Source organism: Chitinophaga silvisoli (genome assembly GCF_003412465.1).
In the GTDB taxonomy this organism is placed as follows: Bacteria; Bacteroidota; Bacteroidia; order Chitinophagales; family Chitinophagaceae; genus Chitinophaga; species Chitinophaga silvisoli.
Map to the genome: position 1 here is coordinate 1,283,731 of NZ_QTJV01000001.1, position 23,204 is coordinate 1,306,934.

The following is a 23,204-nucleotide window of genomic DNA, read 5'->3' on the forward strand; positions in this document are numbered from 1 at the left end:
GTTTCAAAACAGGGTACGCTACCGTTCTATTTTTTGTCATTTAAATTGCTTACAGGCATGATCAATCTGAAAAAGGTTGCGGCCTTCTGTTGCCTGATGCTTGCCATCAGCTTGCAGATGTTTGCTGCCGTAGCCAGCCAAAATCAACCAACACTCACATTGAAAGAAGCGTTGAACAAAGCTTCAAGGCAATTTCATGTTTCCTTTATCTATGAAGATGAGCTGGTCAGTAATAAGCGTGTAAATACGCCGGCTGACGACAGTTATAAGAAGGTAGAAGACTACCTCTCTGCTGTATTGAAGCCATACAACCTGAAGTTCAGAAAACTGGGCGGATCACAGTATGCTATTTATGGTACTTCTGATAAAGCCAAAGAGAAGGATAAAACCAACCATGTGGCTCCTGAAGAAGCTGTCTCTGAGCAGACAGCTTCCCAGCAGCCTGCTGTACAAATGACGCAGGTGCAAACCAACAGGTCTGTTGATACAACAGGGACGGACACACGTATCCTGGTAGGTGTGGTGACCGATGAATCAATGGCACCTGTTTCCTCTGCAACCATCATGGTACCGGGTACAAGGTATATGACGGTGACTGGCAAGAACGGGGATTTCTCCCTGAAAGTGCCGGTGAATGCGCAAAAGATCCAGGTATCCTGCATCGCGTATGAAAGCCAGGTGCTGCCTGTAAACAATGCTATTTATTATAAAATAGCCCTTAAAGACAAAACAGGTTACCTGAAGCCAGTAGAAGTAGTTTCTACCGGTTATGTAAACCTGCCTAAAGAACGCGCTACCGGTTCCTTCGGCGTAGTCACTGCGAAAGAACTGGAAAAAATCCCTACAGCCAACGTGATCAACCGTCTGGAAGGTATGGTACCGGGTCTGCAAATGCAGCTCACTGCCGGGGATAACTCCTTTGTGTATGACAACGTTACCCCTGCGCCTGCCAGTAATACCCGCACTATTGGCATGAACAATTATAATTACAATATCAGGGGTACAACAACGCTTAAAAGTGAAACTTCTCCACTGGTGGTGGTAGATGGTTTCCCGACTGAGTTCGATTTGAAAACCCTTAATCCTAACGATATTGAACAGATCACTTTTCTCCGTGATGCCGCAGCTGCCTCTATCTGGGGCGCACGCGCTGCCAACGGTGTGATTGTGATTCAGACGAAAAAAGGCCGCTTACGCCAGCCAGCCGTGAACTTCGGCGTTGGTTACAGTACACAGGCCCGTCCTGATATCGGCTACCTCAAACTAATGAACAGTGCACAGGTATTGGCACTGGACAAGGAAATGGTGGACAAAGGTATCGTTACTTCTGCATCCTATAATCCCTATACCTCTGGCCTTAAATATAATATTGACAAAGGCGTTGACCTGGCATTCCAGCTGAACTCCGGTCGTATTACACAGGCACAATACGATGCACAGGTGGCTGAACTGAGCAAGAGAAATAACTATAGCCAGCTGAGTGATTACCTGATGCAGCCAGCAACTGCGCAAAACTACAACCTGTCAGTAAGTGGAGGTACAGACGTACACACCTACTACCTGTCCGGTGCCTACTCCAAAGAAAACACCAGCACTGTCGGGAACTCTGGAGAGCGTATCAACCTCGTAGCAAACCAGGAATTTAAAATCCTGAAAAAGATCACCCTGGGCGTTAGTCTGAAAGGAGCTTTCTTTAACTATGCAAATAATGGTATTGGCCTGAATATTTTGGCGAATGGTGCGAATACCTTTATGCCATACGATGATATCCACGATAACTTCTATTATACTATCGGGGAGCATTATGCCGATTCACTGGAAAACCTGGGTTACAGGAATTGGTCTACAAACTACCTGGATGAGCTGAAAATGAACAGGAATTATACCCGTGATAATAACTACACCGGTACGATCACGCTGGACATTCCTATCTACAAAGGTATAGGCTTTAATGCCTCTTATATGCAGGAGCGCGACTTCTTCACCATCCGTAACACCCTTGATAAGAACAGCGCTTATGTAAGAGACCTGTACAACAAGGGGACTGTGATGAGCGGCACCACACTGGTACATAACTTCCCTGACGGAAGTATACTGCGGGCAACCAACAACAATATGAATAACTACAGTGCACGCGGTCAGTTTACATACAACAGGTCTATCAAAGAAGATCACCAGATCAGTGCACTGGCAGGTATGGAAGTAAGACAAACGCTGAATTCTGCCAATTCCTATACTATTTATGGTTATAATCCTGCAACAGGCATCGGTGTTACCACTGCATACGGTACCTATTATGCTACCATGGATTACTCCGGTGGCTACCTGGGCGGGTATCCTACGCAGACCGACTACATGAAGCGTTATTTATCTTATTATGGTAACGCTGCATATACCTACAAGAATAAATATACCCTCTCCGGAAGTGTGCGCTATGATGATTATAACAACTTTGGTCTGGAGAAGAAGTACCGTGCAAAACCATTCTGGTCTTCAGGTCTGAGCTGGAACGTGTCAAAAGAGAGTTTTATGCAGGATGTAAGCTGGGTAAGTTCACTGCGTGTGAGAGGAACATTCGGTATAAACGGTAACATTAACCAGGATCTGCGTCCATTTACAAACATCTCCCTGGGAAGTTCTGATGGACAGACTGGTTTACCAACAGCTACTGTGATTTCTCCTGCAAATCCTGCCCTGAAATGGGAGAACACTTATGTGACCAATTTGGGGATCGATTATGGTTTATTGAATGGTCGCCTGAGCGGTACAATTGATCTGTACAATAAGAAAGGAACAGATATCATTTACTTACTGGAAGTAAACCCAACTTTGCTGGGTTCCGGCAATACCATCAATCGCAATGGTGTTACCATGAGCAACAGAGGTATCGATCTGGGTATCAATGGTGCGATCGTGGACGGCAAAAACTTTGGCTGGAATATGGGGGTAAACTTCTCATACAATACCAACAAGATAACCAGCAGTCTGCTGAAACCTACTACTTCTTTCTATTCCAGCTTTTCCGGCCAGATTGTAGGTTATGCATCTGATGCGGTATTTGCATACAGGAATGCAGGCCTGGATAGCTTAGGCTGGACCAAGATCTACGACCAGAATGGAAACAAGATCCGTTCCAATGTGGCTGTTACAGATATGGGTGCTGTAAAATACGCCGGTCGCAGAACTGCTCCTGTATATGGTTCCTTGCAGAATACTTTCCGGTACAAAAACTGGTCTATGTTCGTATTGGCTACCTATAGTTTTGGTTCAGTGTTCCGTGCACCTGTTGCCACACAGTATCCTACCTCCCGTAAGCTGTTTTATAACACCTCCGGAGATATTGCTAACAGGTGGCAGAATGCAGGTGACGAAGCTAAGACTATCGTACCAGGCATAGCAGGTGCCTATGCTGCAACATCCGTATTGCGCTATGCTTATTCTGACGTGAATATTCAGCCTGGTGACTATATCCGCCTGCGTGAGATCTCATTGTCTTACCAGTTGCCTTCAGAAATGGCAGGAAAAGTATTTGCCAGGAATATCAAGATTAGCGGTGCAGTAAGGAACCTCGGCCTGATCTGGAAGAAGAACAAGCTGGGACTGGATCCTGACTATGTACCGGCACTGGCAAGTACGGTATTGCACCTGCCTGCTACACCGCAATACAACCTGATGTTGAATGTAGGCTTCTAACCAAAATTTAAAATTACAATGAACAATAAATATCTCTCAATGCTGTTGTTAGGTGGTCTTGCACTGGCCAGCAGCTGTAGTAAATATACCGATATAAAAACCCAGGGGAGCCTGATCCCAAGTGCGATTGATAATTATCGTTACATCCTGAACAATACCTCCACCTTCGAGTATTCTGGTAAGATGACGGATCTGGCGGCTGCTGATGTAGCTATTGTGGATAGTGCACAGCAGGCAACGATAGAAGGCAATAGTGACAATTTCTATCTCAGGAATTCATATTTATGGAAGTCGCCGATCATTGAAGTGACCACAAGTCATGATCCTGACTGGGATAATTATTATGGCCGTATTTTTAATTGTAACATAGTCGTGAATGAAGTGCCTACAAGCACAGGAGGAACCGATTCTACAAAAGCAGAGCTCATAGCAGAAGCTTTAACACACAGGGCAGACGCATACCTGAACCTGGTGAATGAATACGCAAAACCTTACAATAGTGCTACTGCATCTTCAGACCTGGGTGTACCACTGGTGCTGACACAGGACCTGAACCAGAAACTGAACCGTACTACAGTAGCAGTCATCTATAACAAGATTGAGGCGGACCTGAAGGAAGCTATACCTGCTTTACCCAAAGCAAGTGCTTACAATACCCTGCCTGACAAGGCAGCGGCTTACTCCCTGCTGGCACGTTTCTACCTGTTAAAAGGTGATTATACCAATGCAGGTTTGTATGCGGACAGCGCTTTGACTTTGCAGAGCGCATTGAACGACCTGGGGACTATTACGACCATGCCGTACAGGAAGAATGATCCTGAAATCATTTTTGGAAAGATAGCCGGCTCCAGTTTTACTTATTCTCCATTCATCCTTCGTCTGAGTGATGATATCCTGAACCTGCTGGGAACGAAGGATATGCGTTACCAGCTCTTTACAAAAAGTACCTCCAGCTATTTTGGCAGCAACTACACCGGTCGTTATTTCTGTCGTGAGCAGATCAACTTTGAGAGCAGGAATTATGGTACCTCCGTACCTGAAATGATGCTGATCAAAGCGGAAGTGCTGGCGCGTGCAGGAAGTACAGATGCCGCTATGGATGAAGTAAACCTGCTGAGACAAAAACGTTTCAAGGCAGCTGATTACGTAGCACTGACAGCAACTGATAAAAACGATGCACTGGTAAAAGTGATCGAAGAACGCAGGCGTGAATTCATGTGCCGCCTGTTGCCATGGATGGACCAGCGCCGTCTGAAAGATGATCCTTTGTTCTCCAAAACCTATACACGTACCTGGCAGGGACAAACCTATACACTGGAGCCATCCAGCAACAGGTATGTATTCCCGATCGCCACTTATGTGCTGGGTCTGAATCCTGAGATTGAACAAAATCCGTGATTAATATGAAATTTAGTTTTGTCCTGATTGCTGCGCTGTGTGTTTTTGTAAACACACAGGCGCAGGGTCAGCGTTTGAAGATGACACCGGAACGACCTTACATCGGCGATACAGTTAACCTGTTGTACCATCCTGATGCCGCACTGTTAGCTACAGGCAAACCAATAAAAGGGGCTGTTTACATTTATGATACCACCTATCATTGGAATGCCGTAGACCTGCAGATGAAGGCGACGGACAGCGGGTATACATTTACCATACCATTAACTGCAGATAAAGGTTTGTGGGCTTTTAAGTTCAGAGCAGGAGATGCAGTGGATAATGCACATGATACGGGATATATTATCATGGGATCTGTGCCTGGCAGACAGTGGAAAGCTGCTTATGCAGGTTATGGTACCCTGCGTGCAAAGAGATATGAATTAGGCATACCTCAGTATTATACCGATTTCCAGATCAGCGATACAGCCATGTTCTTTTGGATGGGACAGGAGATCGGTTACTGGAGAGCCGGCAGAACCTTCATCTTGCCTTATGTAAAAGCGAGAGCACTCAGTGAACGCCAGGCGGGATTAAACCCTGATTCATCAAAGACCATCAACTCGGCAGCAGCATACATGCTGAAAGCACCTAACCTGAGTCAGAAAGACCTGTATACACTGGCATTGATCTTTGATCAGTACCTGCACAAAAAAGAAACTGCTGATTCATTGTATAAGGTAACCAGTGGTATAGTTAAAAAACAAGCTGATTACAAAGCCATTCAGGTAGCAAAAACGCCTGATGAAAGACTGAAACTGTCCGAGCAGTTTGTAAAAAATTACCCACCGGATAGAGAACTGGATGCACTGGCAGGTATTGACTATGACAGGGGCGTGTACAGGAATATCTTTGCTATTTATATTGCAAAAAATGATACCAGTGTACTGGCAAAGTATATTAATACCTGTCCCTTTTCCGAGCTGGCACTGGCTTATTATAAAATGGTAGAGATACCGTATGCTGACTGGAAAACGATGTCTGCAAAAGACGCGTACTCTTTCTCTCAGCGTATCATGGACCGGCTGGCTTACCTGAAAGCGCACAAACCGGAAGAGTTTTATTACTATACCCCTTCTGAGTTCATCGAGTATATAGATAAGTCCTTCAGGTATAATTATATCACACATGCAACTATCCTGAAAGAGATAGGGCGGGAAAAGGAAGCGTTGACACAGGTATTGAAAATGCAGGAAGAATGGAATTATTCCAATGCTTCTTTGAATCAGCTGGAAGCTTCTTTACTGGAAAAGGCCGGTGATAAAAAGAAACTGGAAGAAGTACTGCACAATAGTGTACGTATGAACCAGGCTTCTGCACAAATCATCGATCTGCTGAAGAAAGATTACCTGAAGACGCATAAGGATACCGAAGGTTTTGATGCTTACCTGAATTCAATGAAGGATGCACATACCATGGAGTTACTGCGTGAGCATGTAAAATCAGCGATGATCGAAAGAGAAGCAGTGCCATTCGAAATGAAAGACCTGGATGGAAAAATGGTATCCCTGGCAGCGCAGAAAGGTAAGATTGTAGTGCTGGATTTCTGGGCTACCTGGTGTGCACCATGTAAGGCAGCGATGCCGGGAATGCAGATGGCGCAGGAACATTTTAAGAATGATAGCAATGTGGTATTTTACTTTGTAGATACCCAGGAGCGTGATCCTGAATATAAAGAGAAGGTGAAGAAATTCATAAAAGAGAAGAAGTATCCGTTTAAAGTGCTGTTTGATAATGGTGATGAATTTTACTCAAAGTATGCAAAGCTGATCCAGACATCAGGTATTCCTTTCAAAGTCGTAATAAATGGAAATGGAAAGATCCGTTTTGCACAGATTGGATACATGGGAAGTCCGAGCGGCCTTGCAGATGAAATTGAAACAATGATTTCCCTCTCAAAATAAGTGAGCATTTGATTGATTGATAAAATGAACAAAGAGTGATGACCCAGGTGTGAGCGCTTCTTCCTTACCGGGGAAGCGCTTTGCCTTTTAAAATAAGTATGATGAGACTATTATTGATTTTGCTATTGGTCAGCGTACAGGGAATGGCCCAGATTGTATCCAGAGATGTGGAATTTTATAATGCGGACAGTAGTATCCATTTTGGAGGAACGCTGACCTTGCCTGCAGGTTTGCAATCCTTTCCGGCGGTAGTATTGGTATCGGGTACGGGCAAACAGGACCGGGATGGTACCATGGCAGGGCACAAGATGTTCAAAGTGATTGCGGAGTACCTGAGTACCAATGGAATAGCGGTATTAAGGGTTGATGACAGGGGGACCGGAACGACCACGGGGGATTATGAAAAGGCAACGACAGCCGATTTTGCTGCAGATGCGGTGACGGCAGTAGCGTTTTTAAAGGCATATCCGGGCGTAAAAGGTGTCGGGCTTGTTGGTCATAGCGAAGGTGGTGCCGCGGCCTATATGGCGGCTGTAAATAGCAAAGATGTACGTTTTATGATTAGTCTGGCAGGCCTGGCTACGACGGGACTGAAGGCATTGCAAACCCAGAACAGGGCAATTGTGGCCAGTGCGGGTATTCCTGTGCTGATGCAGCAGCGATTTAACCAGGTCAACGATATTATGTTTGATACCGCCTATGCTTATGCAGCATCGCCGGATATGGCGCAGCATTTGCGCAATGCTTTTACCGTGTGGAATGAGCAGGACCTGGCAAAGGGAGAACAGGATTCGGTGTACCGGAAGAGCCGGGACCATTTCTTTTTCCCCCTCGAATCATATGTAAGGCTGGCTACGGGCCCCTGGTACAGGTACAATGTACGTTTTGACCCGGTACCCTGGCTGAAGCGGGTAAAAGTGCCTGTGTTGGCTATCAATGGGGATAAGGATATTATGGTAGATGCGGACGAGAACCTGGGGAACTACAGGAAGTATGTGAAGAAAGTAACTGTAGTAAAGATGCCTGGATTGAACCATTTGTTCCAGCATTGTGTTACCTGTACAATGCAGGAACCAGCTAAATTGAAGGAAGATTTTGCCCCGGAAGTATTAAAAGAGATGGTTGCATGGATAAATGGAATGAAAATTGATGTAAAGGGCGTTCAGTTTATAAAGTGATCACCAACATGAAAAAATTTTTAATACTGGCCGCGATGGCGGTGTTGCCAGCTTGTTCAAATCCAACCCCGGAAAATTATTTTGATACAGCTGTTTTGAATACAAATATGATCAATGATTTTGGGAGTGATGCATTGACGAAAATGCTGATTGCCCAGAATGTGAAATACAATGGTACATTGCCAAATGGTCCGGATGCTGCAACTAAAATGATAGATACTAAGGTGCAGTATATAGAGAAAACGCTGGTAAAAGTAAAGGATCTGAAGGAGACGGACGAGACGCGGACAATGCTGAAAACTTCAGCGGCATTATTTGAGTATGTGCTGCCGGTATATAAGAATGAATATAAGGCGCTGGCGAAGTTGAGTGATGAGGGTGGTACACAGGAAGATGTGTTATCCCTGGGAAAGGAGATAGATGAGAAGTATGGCCAGCGTTTTGATTCCTTGTTCGATGTGCTGACTGCAGAGGGTAAGAAGTATGCAGCGGCGCATGATATTAAGGTGAACTGGGGAAATTAATAGTAAAGATATTGATAAGGCAGGGGGTACGGTTTCGTGCCCCCTGTTTTTATTTTATACATTTCCATGGCTGTTGGGTTAAGCGCTGACGATAACAATGCGCTGGAAGCCGGGTGCGCTCTTTTTTCAAAGAAAAATCATCAGGTGTGGTATTGATAATTTTTGTTAATTGAAAGGAAAATATTATATTTGAAATAAGGCCGTAATCATTCATCAAATCATGTTTTTAAAACTGTAAAAATGATGGCCAAGAGGCCTGCACTGGCCGTAGCCCACAGGGAAATAGACCCCATCACTATTTCTTTATTGTTCAATGTAACCCTTCGTATTTCTCAAAGATGGATTGATTTTTTACATGAGAGTCTTGACAAACCTACACGGGTACCAATTACCCTAAGGGAGTTTTGTGCCTATTATAAGTTTGACGAGACAATTTTATCACACAAGCTTATGTAAATCTACGACGGGCCCCTAAAATTACTCACATGACTAAACATGTTGAGCTGTTCATTCATGTGAACGGCAAAGTCGTCATACTGGCTTAGGCCAGTTGGCAGGAAAGCTGAATGTTATCGTTTGGATACAACGACATTCAGACTGGCTGGCTATCATATTATGTCCCGGCCCTGGGGGGATAAGCTTAACTGCTTATCCCCTCTTTTTTATACTTTTCCCTCGCCCTTTTTTTATCATCTGCTATTAGTTTAGGTATAATAGTGTCAATGAAATGGGTGAAGTGATTAATACCGATAAAGGAAATTAATTTTTCTAATGTCTTATACACCTGTGTAGTATGTGGTGCAGGAATAATCCCTTTGTGATGCTGATCTAATCTTTTTGCATTTTCAATACAGGTCCTTACCCGGCGGATATAGTCGTAACGATAATATCCGCCGGGGTCTAATTCAGCTAATTTGCTTTTTAGCTTTTTGCTTTTTCTATCTGTTTCATCAAAAGGGAAGGGAATTTCTTTCAGTATTCCCAAAATCAAAAACACTTCAAAACAAGGATTACTAAGTGCAATGTCCCAGTTCCTGTTTTTCCGGCAAAAGTTGACAATAGTTTTTATTTGTCTGGGTGACCATTGGTCAACATCTATAATGAAATGCAAATGATCAGTAGAAAGGATATTATTTTCCTTTATGAATTTTTTAGTCCTGCTCAATACCCATTCCGGGGATGATTTCGTTTCAAATTTCTTTTTCATAGCAGCGTTCCAAACATAGTCCCCAACAATTTCTACTTTTACTTTGGGAGATGCCAGATCAAACGGGCTAAAGTAACCCGGTTCACGTTTACCACCTTCTGTTGATATGAAAAATAGCGTACAGCTTTTATGTTTTGCACCTTTTTTATATGCACGGATTGCCATAATTCACCAGTTTAAATATTTCAGGTTAGCAAGAAAAGGGATTGCACCAAAGCGACCATTTAAATACCCGGTTTTCAAATCCAGTTCGTCGGAATAGTTAAAGTCAGAAAGTGGATAATATTCTGTTGCACCGGTTTTCTTGTCCTTTTCGGCAAACCAGATTTCATCCTCACGAAAAATTTTCAGATCCAGGAGATTAGATTCATGGGTCGTGAAAATCAACTGACCAAGTGTTTCCTTGTGGGCCATGATTTTTTTAATCAGGGATTTTAAAAGAACAGGATGAATGCTCTGGTCAATTTCATCTATTATAATAGTTACATCGCGTTCCAACATAGTAGCGAAAATGGGAAAGAATTCAAGTAAGCGTTGTGTACCATCGGATTCTTCCGCCAGGTCAAAGGCGATAGGGTTATTTTCCATGCGGTGATGAAAGGCAAGAATCCGGTTAAATATAATTTTACCGTTTTCTTTTGTAGTAAAATATTTCCCCTGGTCAGTGGGAACGATACGATGTTCTTCAATCTGATGTACAGGAAATAATAAGGTTTCATTTTGGGATAGTAATTGATTGTAATCAAATTTATCAACAGCAATATAGGATAGACCTGTATCCAGGGTTTTGGTGAGTTGATTACTGAATTGTAAAAACTTATCCGAAGTACAGAGTTTTAGTAATAATTCTTTTTGTCCTGTTGTTGGCCTCATCAGGATCAGGTCGTTTACCAGCCAGTCCCTGGCCGCTTGTACTTTTGGAATTGCTACGATAGAATGACAAAGAAGTAATTCATTGTTTTTCAATAGTCCACTTTCCAACTTCTCTTTTAAGGTATCGTTTTTATCAGGGAAAGCTACGCTGATCTTTTGCATTTCATCGATAGAGCGCTTAAAAATCAGTTTGTCTGTTTGTTTCATTCCAGATTCACACAGGTATTCCTTGATCACATGTTGATCATCCAGGTGTATGCCATAGACAAAAAACATACCTGCTGCAAAGAACTCAATTTCAAAAAAGATAGGTAATTGTGCATTACTACTGTTCAACCTGAATTTGAGCTTGTCTACCGAATTTTGGATAACGCCTGCTGTTACCCACTGTTGAAGATGCCGGAAAGCATCTATAAGGTTGGACTTGCCTGCACCATTGGCTCCGTAGATGGCAGCCGCTTTTAATACTTTTGCCTCATCTGCATGGTAAACATGGTGCCTGAGATTTTGTGGAGAGGCGGTGAGCATGTTGAATTCGACTTCTTTATCAAAAGACGAAAAATTTGAGATAACTAATCTGATTAGCATAGCGTATAGGTTATCCTGAGGCTTGGGTTAATTATTAATAGTAATATAATTATTTATTTTTATTTATTTATATGTTGTCCGTTTGTGAACAATATTAGTTTTGAAAATGGACGTTTTCTGCATATTCGTTTATTGATTTTCAATCCATTCACAAAAGGCACTCTTATTGAGGCAGCACTGCAAAACCCATCCGATGTTCAAAAACAACCTCCGTATCGCATTTCGAACCCTCTTCACGAATAAAGTATACGGTCTCCTCAATATCCTCGGCCTTGCCCTCAGCATGACCTGCGGCCTATTGATCTTTATCCTGATTAAGTACCACCTCAGCTTCGACAACTTTCACCATAACCCTGACCGCATCTACCAGTTCGTCACAGAACAACACAGAGAAAATATCTCATATACCAGCAGTGTTCCTCCCGGATTCGCCAACGCCTTCAGAGAAGACTTTGGTGCAAGTGGCACGGTTGCCCAGGCTGCCACTTACACCGATGTCCTTGTCACCTATGATCAAAAGAAATTTATCGAAGAAGAAGGTACTGTATTCACAGAACCCGCTTACTTCGATATTTTTAATTTCCCTTTGCTCAGCGGAACAAATATGCTGGCAGAGCCCAACACCGCCCTGATCACCACCTCCCTGGCAAAGAAATATTTTGGCAATGAAGACCCCATCAATAAAGTAATCAAAATAGAAAATAAGCTGGATGCCAGGGTGACCGGTATATTAAAAGACCTCCCAGCTAACACCGACCAGCCAGCAGGGATTTTTGTATCCTGGAAAAGTATAAAAGGTTTCGACATGTTCCTGGGTAAAGATGATAACTGGAATGGTATTACGACTGTCCTGAAAACATACGTACGTCTCCAACCCGGAGTATCACCTGAGAACCTGGAAAAGCAATTTCCTAAATACCGTGAGAAAAGAAAAGGCAGTAAGAATGTGCATGAGTACCACCTGCTTCCTTTGAAAGAAAGACACTTTGATGAAAGATATACCGGCGTAATGGAAAAATCCAGTCTCTGGATCCTGGCATTTACCGGACTGTTCCTGATTGTAGCCGCCTGTCTGAACTTTATCAACCTCTCTACCGCACAGGCATTGAGAAGGTCCAAAGAAGTTGGTATCAGGAAAGCCCTTGGTAGTTTCCGGGTACAACTCTTCTGGCAATTCATCATTGAGACAGGTATCATTGTAGTAATGGCCACCCTCATAGCCATTGCTCTCAGTGCATTACTACTCCCCAATGTAAATGCATTGGCCAGTGTGAAGCTAAATTTAAAAGATGCCTTTGACCTGAAGTTGCTGGCTTTTACAATAGGAATGATCCTGATCGTTACGTTTTTTGCAGGTAGCTATCCCGGTTTAATCCTGTCAGGATTCCGCCCGGTAATGGCACTGAAAGGAAAAGTATCCATGCAGCAGGTAGGGAATTTCAATATCCGCCGTTCCCTTATAGTCACCCAGTTCATGATCACATTCATCCTGATCATTGGGATGTTCGTCATCACCAGGCAAATGCAATATACCCGGCAGAAGGACCTGGGTTTTAATAAAGATGCCGTTCTGATGGTACCTATGGGTGCAGACTCTTTAGATGCCAATGTAACGAGCCTGAAAAATGAGTTGATGCGACAGGCCGGTGTGAGGAGTGTGTCTTTCTGCTTTGAAGCACCCTCTTCTTATAGTAACTGGAATACAAATTTCCGTTTACTGGGAGATGCGGAAGATGAGCCATTTACTGTAGATGTCCGTTCTGCAGATGAGCAGTATATCCCGACTTTCGGATTGCAGCTGATCGCAGGCCGCAATATCTTCCCGGATTCGCTGGGGAGAGAATGTATTGTGAATGAAATCATGATGCATAAGCTAAACATGCAATCGCCGCAGGAGCTTTTAGGAAAGCAGGTGAGATTTAATGGAGAAAACCAGGCCACTATTGTAGGTGTGGTAAAGAACTTCCATATGCACTCCCTGCATGATGATATTGGCCCCGTCCTGATTACGCCCTTTCCTAAATTCTACCAGAACCTTGCGATTAAGTTAAATATGGGTCAGATGAATACCACCATTCCTGCGATAGAAAAATTGTGGACAGCAAGGTTTCCGGACAAGTTATATACCTACCAGTTTTTTGATAAACAGATAGCCGATTTTTACGAAGGAGAAGAAGCTAGTCTGCAGATGGTACGGATATTTTCAATCATCGCCATCTTTATCGGTTGCCTGGGCCTGTATGGATTGATCTCCTTTATGGTGATGCAGAAGACAAAAGAAATCGGTATCAGGAAAGTACTGGGAAGTAGTGTCGGGGAGATCCTTTGGATCTTTGGAAAGGAATTCGCCGTGTTAATCCTGCTGGCATTTTGCCTGGCAGCACCAATGGCCTGGTGGATGATGAATAAGTGGCTGGAGGATTTCAAATTCCATGTGGAATTAGGTCCCTGGATGTTCGCAGGCGCTATTATCCTGACGGTAGTCGTAGCCGGATTGACGGTAAGTTTCCAGAGTGTGAAGGCTGCTTTAATGAACCCGGTAAGGAGCCTGAGAATGGAATAATTCCAGGCTCCTTCCGGATAATTATATGGTTACCACCAGGCGTTCCCCATTGGGAACCTCTTTATCCCAGAGGGTAGAGATGTCTTTTAATTTTACAGCACTTGTTGACACGACTAACTTGCCGTTGGCCGCGAGCTGAAACATTTCAGGAAGGATCTCTGTGAAGAGTAAGCCTACCTGTTGTTTAGGCCATGACCCCAATCCGGAGCCGGAGAGTTGCAGGTCTACGCTGCGGAGAATGGCGGCTGACAGTGTGATGGTATCGCCTGCCATGCTGCCGACAGATACATAGCGGGTGGGATGGGTGAACCTGCCCCTGCCTTTGAGCGTAGAGAGGATCTTTTCGGCAGTATGGCCCCAGAGGTAATCGATGACAATGTCGAATGGCCCGTTTAATTGAGTGTGGAAATCATCGCTGAGAGGAATGATTTCATCTGCGCCAAGTGTTAATAATTCCTGTAAAGAACCCAGGTTCCTGCCTGTAGCTACCACCCTTTTTGCACCATAATGCTTAGCGATCTGTACGGCTACCCGGCCGGTGAAGCCGGTAGCTCCGTTAATAAGAACTGTATCTCCCTGTTGAATATTTGCTTTAAACCGAAGGGCCATGGCCGCTCCAATGACTGCATTGGGCAGGGCGGCTGCGGTGACATCGTCCAGTGAATCCGGTACCGGCACAACCATATTTTTCTCAATGGTGGCCTTTTCAGCCAGCATGCCGCTGGCACCTATTGCATAAACTCTTTTTCCGTCAGGTAAAATACAGATCCCATCTCCTCCTATTACATGACCGTTTTCTTTGGGTGCATCACTGGAATAGTGCTTGCCGGAGGCGACAGATTTATCGATATGTTTTATCGCGACTGCTTTGACAGCTACAGCAATTTCGTTTTCGTTCTGAGGGTAGGGTTCCGGGAAATCTACATATTGAGGTAATTCTCCTGCCTGATATAATACTGCTGCTTTCATGTTATTTCGTTTTTGTTAACACAAAATTAGGGCAGGCGCATGCCTCGGAACGATAACATATGTTATCAAGTGTCAAAAGTGAGATTTCCCTTTGGCCAGTTTGGCTTTGATACGGCTCAGGTGCACCTTGCTCACGCCCAGGTAAGAGGCGATATAATGCTGGGGCACCCGCTGGATGATGTGAGGGCGCTCATTGACCAGGTTTTGGTAGCGCTGTTCAGGGGTATCCCTGATAAAGGAAACAAACTCATTGATATAATGCGTTTGCCGCTGAACGGTCATCTGGAGAATCATGTGCACAAAGCCCGGCTCGTGACTGAGATCGTCCAGGAGCTGGTTCACATGTTCTTTTGCCAGCAGGTAAACGACAGAAGGTTCGATGGTTTCTATGGTTATCGGACTGGGTACATTGTTGATAAAGCTATCGAAGGAGGAAAGTCCTTCGTTTTCGAAAAAGAACTGCACGGTGATATCTTCCCCGTTTTTGTTGAAAAAGGTGCGGATAAGCCCCTTTTCGATATAGATGTAGTACTGCGACCTTTTACCTTCTTCGAGAAGGATGGTTTTAGGCGGTATTTCGAGGCGTTGCTGGAAGGGAAGGTACTTGTCCCAATAGGCGTTTAACTGGGGGAATTTGTGGCGAAAATGGAAAAGCATGCAGCTGTTTAATTTGAGGCATCAAGTTAGCCATTTTAGGGGATTATACTATACGTCCCTTTATACGGAAATGATGCCTTTGGCTGCTATTGTATAAGGAACCCCCAATTAATACATTGCCTGATTTTTTACAGATTTATCTGTTTCATAATGAATTGATTAGATCTAGATGTGCCTCCTTTTGCAACTGTTCTGGTGTATTTGATTTTTGTTATTTACAAGAACAATATCTCACGAGGGTTATGTGATAACAAATCCAATGTTTGGTATTCCTATCAGACATCATTTAGATTTCGCAGTTATCCGACAGTCTGGTATTCTTGCCGGACTACTTGAATAAAATTGCATGAGAATTCATTTTTGTCACGAATTCACAACAAAAAATAAAGCCTGGTATTCCTGCCGGGCTTTTCTTAAATAAAGAAATTTAAGATAAAAGATTTCTAAAGATCCATATGGCAAAAGAGACTAATATTTCTACCAGACTCCCTTAAACATGCCAGGTTGACACATGTGTAACGATATCCCGGATTCGTAGCCAATACTACATTTTAAGGTCATTATAAGGTCACTATAAGGGCACCAAAAGGGCACCTCAATATCCAACCGATATACAAGTGACCTTTTGGTGACCTTATAGTGACCTATTAGCGACGAATCTCTGACGATACTTTAATGGCCAAAAAGGCAGTTTTGGGTATTATTGCGGATAGAAAAGCACCGCATCCGCCACGACCTCACCATCCTTGCCCTCACTGCTTATTTCTACATATGCTTTTTTCCCTTTGGTCAGGTTGATAGTGCCCAGGTCTACCCATTCCCCGGAAGTCTGCCCTTCTACCTTTACAGAGGCCGGGGTATAAGATACCTGTCTGGCACTCCTGCCGTCCGCCGACAGCCGGATTTGGGTACTGGAAGGCAGGTCGCTACGTTTGGGTACGTAAGTGTAAATCCTGTAGGTCCCGCTGCGGGTCACTTCAGGTGTATAGCGAATGCTGCCTGTACTTTTAGAAATAAACATGGAGGGCCCATAGGCTCCTTTCGTTTCCCTTTGCCACTCACCTTTCTTACTTACATGAGCAGAATCATCGTTGTCTACCAGGATTTCAGCCCTGGCATCAGTAGCCAGCGGTTTTTGACGCAGGAAGGCCTGTAATTTCGAAACATTCACCTCCTGTACAGACTGGTGATTGTCTATCGCCATCGCCGCAGCTACTGCTGCTGATTGTGCCAGTACCATAAATACCGGCTCCATCCTGATAGAACCATAGGCTATGTGAGAGGCTGACATACAAACCGGTACAAATACATTATTGCAATCATCTGCTTTAGGAATAATGGAACGATAGGCAATCGGGTAGGGACCGAAACCTCCGATCTGCACATCCCCTTCATTTTTTACCATGCCATTGACCACTATGCGCTGGCAATTGTGAGAGTCCATGGTGTAGGCCGCCATGCCTATCCCATCGTTCACAATCTCCTTGCTTTCGCAATTAGCCTGGGTCATGACATAAGCACCTACCATCCTCCTGGCCTCCCTTACATACATTTGCGGTGACCAGTTGCCTGATTCCGGGTATTCATCCTTCGGATAGCCCCATTGCAGCATTTCTTTGCGAAGATGTTCCGGCATGCGGGGATCGTGACCAATGAAATAGAGCAGACCTTTGTTGTACAATTCGTGGTCCCTGGTGATCTTTTCCCTGGTTGCATAATCCGCTTCCGGGTAGTTATAGTTCATACCGATCATGTCAGTGGAGATAGGCCCATTATTGTTAATATCTGTTTTGTGATTGGGCATAAGGTCTATTTTCAACATGCCGCTCAGGTTCTTCGGCTGCAGTTTTTGCACTACGCGGAGCAGGAGTTCATATCTTGCCGGATCATAATCTGCCGGTTCTGTAATAGGAATCCTATTGCCCGGCTCATTGGTGAGGCAGATCCTGAAATTGTATGCCTGGATTTTTTTATTCCCCGTTCCCGGCTTTTCCAACTGATCCGGACTGATTCCCCAGACCAGTCCACTGGCTGGTTTGCCGGGTTCTTTGTAAGGATCTATGCCATCCGGGAATTGGTGTTTCTCCCGCAGTTGTACGCCATTGTAGGTTTCTCCATATTGTGAATTGTCTTCACGGCCCACGGTGTAGGAGATACCTGCTTTTGCCATGAGATCCCCTTCGTAAGAGCAGTCAATAAACATCTTTGCACGGATGATGGCAGAAGCAGTTTGTATTTCAGTGATCCGCTTACCATCCTTTTTGGCAGCAAGGATAGGTTGTTGGTATAATACTTCCACCCCACCTTCTTTGATATATTGCTGGAAGGTGCGCTCGGCTACACCTGGTTCAAAGATCCATGTCTCAAACCGGCCATAATGCTTCCCGATACGCCTGTAGAAATCCCGGGAAAGGCCGGTAATGGCATATTTATTCCCGATATCAGTATAACCCAGGCCACCGGAAGTGAGTCCTCCCAACCTTTTGCCGGGTTCGATCACCAATACAGATTTGTTCATTTTCTTCGCAGTATAACCTGCTATTACGCCGGCAGAGGTACCGCCGTAAATGCAGATGTCTACTTCCCGTATGTTTTGTGCTGCGAGTTTTCCTGTTATGAACAGGGCTAGAAATAAGGTGAGTTGTCTCATCAGTAACCAGGATTTTGATCAGTAGTTGGGTTAATGGCAGTATTATAGTTGTATTCAACAGTTGGAATAGGCCATAGCATGTGCCGTTCTGCAATCGTCTTTCCTTTTACAGCAGCAATCACCTGCTGCGCAATACCGAGGCGTTTCAGGTCGAACCATCGCTTTCCTTCTCCGACATTCTCATACCCTCTTTCCTGTACGACCTTGTCGATGAATGCCTGCTGGCTGGCGTAATCAGACAGTTTAAAATCCACACTGGCATCCGCAATGAGGGGATCTTTACCATAAGCCCTGCGATGCACCATGTTCAATTTCTCCATTGCATCTGCTGTAGGACTACCTCCTGCCTGTGCCACTGCTTCTGCATAGAACAAGAGGAGGTCTGCATAGCGATACATAGGATAATCATTGCCTCCTGCAGTCACCGCACTTTTATCACTGAATTTCTTCAACAGGATGGTCGTGTTGCCTAAACCGAATGTTTGTGCATACCAGCAAAAAGAATAGCGGAGATCATTCTTATCCCAGTTCTTTACAAAGCTGTTTTGTTCGGAATCGCTGTAGAATGTATAATAACCACCAGGAGGATAATAACCTGAGTTAGGATAATGTGCATAGATAGGATAAGGGAAACCCTGCCCGGATGGCGTACGGGCAAATTTCAGGTAAAAGATTTCCTCTGTGGAACTGGCAATGTCCGGACCAAATAACTTATCAAAATCATTTGCTACAGCGACTTTTACCAGCGAGTACTTTGCTGAATTGATCACTTCCAGTGCCTTATCCCTGGCTTTGTCATATTGATGAAGGGTCATGTATACATCCGTCAGCACAGTTTTAGCAGACCATTTGGAGGGAGCTCCCACCTGGCGGGGATTGTCCGGTAAGTTTTGCTCTGCCCATTCCAGGTCTGCCAGGATGAAGTTATACACATCTGATGCATTGGCTCTCGGCAGGTTAATTGAGTCCATGTTATTTTCATTGCGTAATGGAACGCCGCCCCAGTTACGCACCAGGTAGAAATAGCAAAGGCCTCGCATAAAACGGGCTTCTCCCAGGTACTTTTTCAGATCATCTTCAGTAAGGGATTTACCAAGGGGCGCTTTTTCAATCACGATATTCGCATCGCGGATGGACTCATAGAAATCTGTCCACATACTATTGATACGAGTGATATTCGTGTTGTCCAGGCCGTTATAGTCATTCAGCGGCGCGTGACTACCCCGGCCATAAAGGTATTCAGTATAAATTTCCTGTTGGCAAAGGTACAGTGCCCCTATAGTGCTAACCCGCCTGATCGGGATGTAAATAGCATTCAGCCCGGCTTCAACTTCGCTGGGCGTGTTATAAAATACTTCTGCCGCAATGGATTTTGGATGTTCTTCCAGTTTTTTTGAGCAGGAAGTCATCATGCATATAATGAATAGGAAAAGTATGGATTGTTTCATTGGTTGATATTTTAAATGATTTTTAGAAGCCACACCTGATACCGAATGTTACAGACTTGTACGTCGGGTATACAGAATAGTCAATGCCCTGGCGGATGGAGTTGGTACCCCCGTAGGCATTTACTTCAGGATCATACCATGAATATTTAGTAAAGGTGATCAGGTTTTGACCACTGGCATAGATCTGGGCTGATTTCAACCAGTTCCAGCCGAGTTTTTTTGCAGGTACGCTATAAGCGAGTTGAATGTTTTTGAAACGCAGGTAAGAGCCGTCTTCTACAAACCTGTCAGACATATTTGCGGAGATCGATCTGCTGATCTTAGGATATTTAGCATTCGGATTCTCAGCAGTCCAGTGGCTTTCGTAGACTTCTGCAGGCAGGTTGAGCCCCATACCCAGATCAAGAGAAACTGCTTTGTTCAGGTTAAAGATCTTATTGCCCTGGGAGCCTTGTATAAAGACCGTCAGCTCAAAACCTTTAAAGCTTAAAACAGAGTTCAGACCATATATGAAATCCGGATTGGGATCCCCGATGTAAGTCTTGTCAGCAGCGGAGATGGCACCATCCTTGTTGACATCTACATATTGGATATTGCCGGTAGAGGTATAGCCATTTTCTTTGTAACCATAGAAAATACCCAGTGGCTGGCCTTGCCTGAGAATGTTGACATAGTCATTCAGAGAACCTGTATATATTGCATCCCCGAAAATATCCTGCCCGTTATACAGCTTTAAAACTTTGTTGCGATTGACGGCAATATTGGCATTTACATTCCAGCCCAGTGCACCTTTCAGGATAGCAGCATCGATCCCCAGTTCAACACCTTTGTTTTCTATTTCTCCTACATTTTGCAGGGTGGTAGTATAACCCATGGATGCCGGGAGTCGAACGGTATTCAGCAGGTTGACTGTTTTCTTTTTGTAATAGTCGAGGGTGATGAACAGGTCATTGTGCAGGAAACCAACATCTGCGCCAACATCCAGCTGGTGGGTAATTTCCCATTTCAGGTCTCCGGGAAGTGTAGTACCGGGTGCGTATGCTACATAGGCTGCATCGCCAAAAATGGTATTGCCTACAGAAAGCTGGTTGAGTGTTTGGTATGGATTGATGGAAGTGTTGCCGGAGAGACCATAACTGGCTCTAACTTTCATATCTGAGATGACATTGGAACCTTTCAGGAAATCTTCATTGGCTACCTTCCAGGCAAAGGCTGCGGATGGAAAATTGGCCCACTGGTTATTCTTTGAATAACGGGAAGAACCATCCCGGCGAATGCTGGCAGTAAAGAGATATTTATCATTATAGCTGTAATTAATCCTGCCAAGATAAGAGAGCAGTACCCATTTGGAGTAACTGCTAGCAGGAATGCCCGGGGTAGAAGCGCCACCGATATCGCCGGTGCCTGGTACATCACTGAGAAAACCGGTACCGGAGGCATTCAGGGTCGTATTGGTATTATCCTGGTAGGTAAAGCCACCCATGATGCTGAAAGAATGTTTGTTGATCTCATGCTGGTAGGTGACGACGTTTTCATTCAGCAGACCTGTTTGTTGCGTGGTTTCAATATTGGCATAGCCTACTGAGTTGACAGTGGGCTCAATGTTGTTATATTGGTCTACACGGTCATTCAGGTTATCTATCCCACCGGATATTTTGATGGTGAGTCCTTTGATGGGTTTAATCGTCAAAGCTGCGTTTGATAAGATGCGGTCCCCTTTGATATTGTCTGACTCCTCGTAAATGTGAACGAGGGGATTGACGATCACGTTTGAGATAAAGGAATAGGCAGTATTCAGTCTTCTGTACGATCCATCCGGCAGGTAGGGCGTGAGGGATGGAGGTGCCATCAGCATCCCGGAAATCAGGTCACTTCCCCTGTTGCCGAGAGATGAGTTCTTACGGGAGCTGTTAAGTCTGGTCAGGATGGTGTTCAGGGATACGCTGACTACCTTACTGATATCATGCTCAATATTGCCACGTACATTGTAACGTTTATAATCACTTCCTTTGACGATGCCGTCCTGGAGGTAGGCCGAACTGGAAAGGGAGAACCGTGTTCTATTGGTGCCTCCGTTTACAGTGGCGCTGATGTTGTAGAGGGGTGCTTTGCGGAGTACAAGATCCTGCCAGTCTGTACCGGCATTTTGTCCCAGGCTGTCGATCTTTGCCTGGGTGAAATAGGGGGATAAACCATCGTTGGCTGCCTGCTCATTGTACAATAAAGCATATTGCTGTGCATTCATAAGGCGCATCTTTTTTGATACGCTCTGGATGGTATAGCCCGCATCCACTTCAACGGAGGTGGCATCGGTTTTCTTGCCGCCCTTGGTGGTGATCATAACTACCCCGTTCGCACCCCGGGAGCCATAGATGGCGGTAGAGGAGGCATCTTTCAGTACTTCGATACTGGAGATGTCTGAGTTCTGGAGGAAGGTGGGATTGCCATTGTAGGGAAATCCGTCAATCACATAAAGCGGCTCGTTGCCACCCAGGATGGAATTGGTACCCCTGATGCGCAGACTTACGCTGGCCCCGGGCGCGCCGTTGTTTTGCATGACGCGTACGCCGGCAGCCCTGCCGGTGAGTGCCTGCATGACATTAGTAGAAGGATAAGCAGTAATATCTTTGGATTTCACCTGGCTGAGAGAGCCGGTAAGGTCACTTTTCTTTACGGTGCCGTAACCCACTACTACAATTTCGTCAGTGAGGGTAGCTGATTCGGCGAGGGTAAAGTTTTGTGGCTGGTCATTTGTGATCTCTATTTCCTGGCTTTTGTAGCCGATATAGGAAACCACGATGACGGTATTACGTTTTACTTTTATTTTGAAATTGCCGTCCGGGTCAGTGACTACACCATTGCTGCTGCCTTTGACCATGATGGTAGCCCCGGGCAGTGGTTGGCCTTTATCCGTGAGGACCCTGCCTTTTATATTCAGCAGGGTATCCTGGGGGAGCCCAGGGTTAAATTGTTGAGCAGGCGCTGGTTCCCTTTGTTTGATGACAATGTTTTTGTTGACGATGGACCAGGACAATGACTGGTCTTTCAGGCATTGGTCCAGGGCTTTTTCCAGCGGGGCATTTTTGAGATCAATTGACACTTTTGGTGCATGATCGATGAGTTTGTGGTCATAGAAAAATACGAAGCCTGTTTGCTTTTCGATATTGCGGAATACCTTTTCCAATGGCACGTTCTTTTCAGAGAGCGATACATATTGGGCATATCCTTTCGCGTAGATCTGCATACAGGCTGAGAGCAAAATGATAATGGATAACTTCATAACAAGGAATGTTTTGAGGTACAGTCGCCGGTTAGAATTAAAATGCATACATTTGGTTTGTTAGGGTAAATAATGTCCCCTCCTGGTTATTAGCCAGGATTGTGGAATTTGAGAAAGCAATTCATCAGGTTTGCCCTTTCGTTTGGCCGGAGCAGAGTGCAATCAGCTCCGGTTATTTTTTATCGGGCGCGTGGTTGTCTTTTTATTTTTTCATAACGGTAGATATTGAATTT

The 23,204-nt window shown here is 44.6% G+C and carries 13 protein-coding genes; 6 read left to right on the top strand and 7 right to left on the bottom strand.

What is annotated here, in order from left to right:
- Positions 1-57 precede the first annotated feature (57 nt).
- The 5 genes from DXN04_RS05210 (at position 58) to DXN04_RS05230 (ending at position 8,736) form a co-directional block, all read left to right on the top strand.
- Complete coding sequence (locus DXN04_RS05210; protein ID WP_116852218.1) at positions 58-3,693, top strand: SusC/RagA family TonB-linked outer membrane protein; 3,636 nt, start codon at positions 58-60, stop codon at positions 3,691-3,693.
- A gap of 18 nt (positions 3,694-3,711) precedes the next feature.
- Positions 3,712-5,091: a RagB/SusD family nutrient uptake outer membrane protein gene (locus DXN04_RS05215; protein WP_116852219.1), complete on the top strand. Its 1,380-nt coding sequence runs from the start codon at positions 3,712-3,714 to the stop codon at positions 5,089-5,091.
- A 5-nt stretch (positions 5,092-5,096) separates the two neighbouring features.
- Positions 5,097-7,034, top strand: a complete 1,938-nt coding sequence (locus tag DXN04_RS05220; RefSeq protein ID WP_116852220.1) for a TlpA family protein disulfide reductase — start codon at positions 5,097-5,099, stop codon at positions 7,032-7,034.
- Positions 7,035-7,132: 98 nt separating this feature from the next.
- Entirely contained in the window at positions 7,133-8,212 is a 1,080-nt protein-coding gene (locus tag DXN04_RS05225) for an alpha/beta hydrolase family protein (protein WP_116852221.1), read from the top strand.
- A gap of 8 nt (positions 8,213-8,220) precedes the next feature.
- On the top strand, positions 8,221-8,736 hold the full coding sequence (locus DXN04_RS05230; protein ID WP_147319839.1) for a hypothetical protein: 516 nt from the start codon (positions 8,221-8,223) through the stop codon (positions 8,734-8,736).
- Positions 8,737-9,376: 640 nt separating this feature from the next.
- Here DXN04_RS05230 and DXN04_RS05235 read toward each other — a convergent pair.
- The gene (locus DXN04_RS05235) at positions 9,377-10,108 is read right to left on the bottom strand and encodes an RloB family protein (RefSeq protein ID WP_116852223.1); all 732 of its coding nucleotides are present in this window, start codon (positions 10,106-10,108) and stop codon (positions 9,377-9,379) included.
- Positions 10,109-10,111: 3 nt separating this feature from the next.
- A complete protein-coding gene (locus DXN04_RS05240) occupies positions 10,112-11,404 on the bottom strand; it encodes an AAA family ATPase (protein ID WP_116852224.1) in 1,293 nt (430 codons plus the stop codon).
- Positions 11,405-11,597: 193 nt separating this feature from the next.
- Between DXN04_RS05240 and DXN04_RS05245 the strand changes: the two genes are divergently transcribed.
- On the top strand, positions 11,598-13,967 hold the full coding sequence (locus DXN04_RS05245) for an ABC transporter permease (RefSeq protein WP_116852225.1): 2,370 nt from the start codon (positions 11,598-11,600) through the stop codon (positions 13,965-13,967).
- Between the two features lie 21 nt (positions 13,968-13,988).
- Here DXN04_RS05245 and DXN04_RS05250 read toward each other — a convergent pair whose 3' ends face one another.
- The 5 genes from DXN04_RS05250 to DXN04_RS05270 form a co-directional block, all read right to left on the bottom strand.
- A complete protein-coding gene (locus tag DXN04_RS05250; RefSeq protein ID WP_116852226.1) occupies positions 13,989-14,936 on the bottom strand; it encodes a quinone oxidoreductase family protein in 948 nt (315 codons plus the stop codon).
- A gap of 72 nt (positions 14,937-15,008) precedes the next feature.
- Positions 15,009-15,593: a Crp/Fnr family transcriptional regulator gene (locus DXN04_RS05255; RefSeq protein WP_116852227.1), complete on the bottom strand. Its 585-nt coding sequence runs from the start codon at positions 15,591-15,593 to the stop codon at positions 15,009-15,011.
- Between the two features lie 700 nt (positions 15,594-16,293).
- Positions 16,294-18,243: an FAD-dependent oxidoreductase gene (locus DXN04_RS05260; RefSeq protein ID WP_116852228.1), complete on the bottom strand. Its 1,950-nt coding sequence runs from the start codon at positions 18,241-18,243 to the stop codon at positions 16,294-16,296.
- Positions 18,243-19,691 carry a RagB/SusD family nutrient uptake outer membrane protein gene (locus tag DXN04_RS05265; protein WP_116852229.1) on the bottom strand — a complete coding sequence of 483 codons (1,449 nt, stop codon included), beginning with the start codon at positions 19,689-19,691 and terminating at the stop codon, positions 18,243-18,245. Before DXN04_RS05265 ends, DXN04_RS05260 begins: the two co-directional genes overlap by 1 nt.
- 22 nt (positions 19,692-19,713) lie before the next feature.
- Entirely contained in the window at positions 19,714-22,971 is a 3,258-nt protein-coding gene (locus DXN04_RS05270; RefSeq protein ID WP_116852440.1) for a TonB-dependent receptor, read from the bottom strand.
- Positions 22,972-23,204 lie beyond the last annotated feature (233 nt).

What these genes read in the sequence shown, in the direction of transcription:
- DXN04_RS05210 (WP_116852218.1), top strand. Translation starts at nt 58, where the DNA reads ATGATCAATCTGAAAAAGGTTGCGGCCTTCTGTTGCCTGATGCTTGCC.
- DXN04_RS05215 (WP_116852219.1), top strand. Translation starts at nt 3,712, where the DNA reads ATGAACAATAAATATCTCTCAATGCTGTTGTTAGGTGGTCTTGCACTG.
- DXN04_RS05220 (WP_116852220.1), top strand. Translation starts at nt 5,097, where the DNA reads ATGAAATTTAGTTTTGTCCTGATTGCTGCGCTGTGTGTTTTTGTAAAC.
- DXN04_RS05225 (WP_116852221.1), top strand. Translation starts at nt 7,133, where the DNA reads ATGATGAGACTATTATTGATTTTGCTATTGGTCAGCGTACAGGGAATG.
- DXN04_RS05230 (WP_147319839.1), top strand. Translation starts at nt 8,221, where the DNA reads ATGAAAAAATTTTTAATACTGGCCGCGATGGCGGTGTTGCCAGCTTGT.
- DXN04_RS05235 (WP_116852223.1), bottom strand. Translation starts at nt 10,108, where the DNA reads ATGGCAATCCGTGCATATAAAAAAGGTGCAAAACATAAAAGCTGTACG.
- DXN04_RS05240 (WP_116852224.1), bottom strand. Translation starts at nt 11,404, where the DNA reads ATGCTAATCAGATTAGTTATCTCAAATTTTTCGTCTTTTGATAAAGAA.
- DXN04_RS05245 (WP_116852225.1), top strand. Translation starts at nt 11,598, where the DNA reads ATGTTCAAAAACAACCTCCGTATCGCATTTCGAACCCTCTTCACGAAT.
- DXN04_RS05250 (WP_116852226.1), bottom strand. Translation starts at nt 14,936, where the DNA reads ATGAAAGCAGCAGTATTATATCAGGCAGGAGAATTACCTCAATATGTA.
- DXN04_RS05255 (WP_116852227.1), bottom strand. Translation starts at nt 15,593, where the DNA reads ATGCTTTTCCATTTTCGCCACAAATTCCCCCAGTTAAACGCCTATTGG.
- DXN04_RS05260 (WP_116852228.1), bottom strand. Translation starts at nt 18,243, where the DNA reads ATGAGACAACTCACCTTATTTCTAGCCCTGTTCATAACAGGAAAACTC.
- DXN04_RS05265 (WP_116852229.1), bottom strand. Translation starts at nt 19,691, where the DNA reads ATGAAACAATCCATACTTTTCCTATTCATTATATGCATGATGACTTCC.
- DXN04_RS05270 (WP_116852440.1), bottom strand. Translation starts at nt 22,971, where the DNA reads ATGAAGTTATCCATTATCATTTTGCTCTCAGCCTGTATGCAGATCTAC.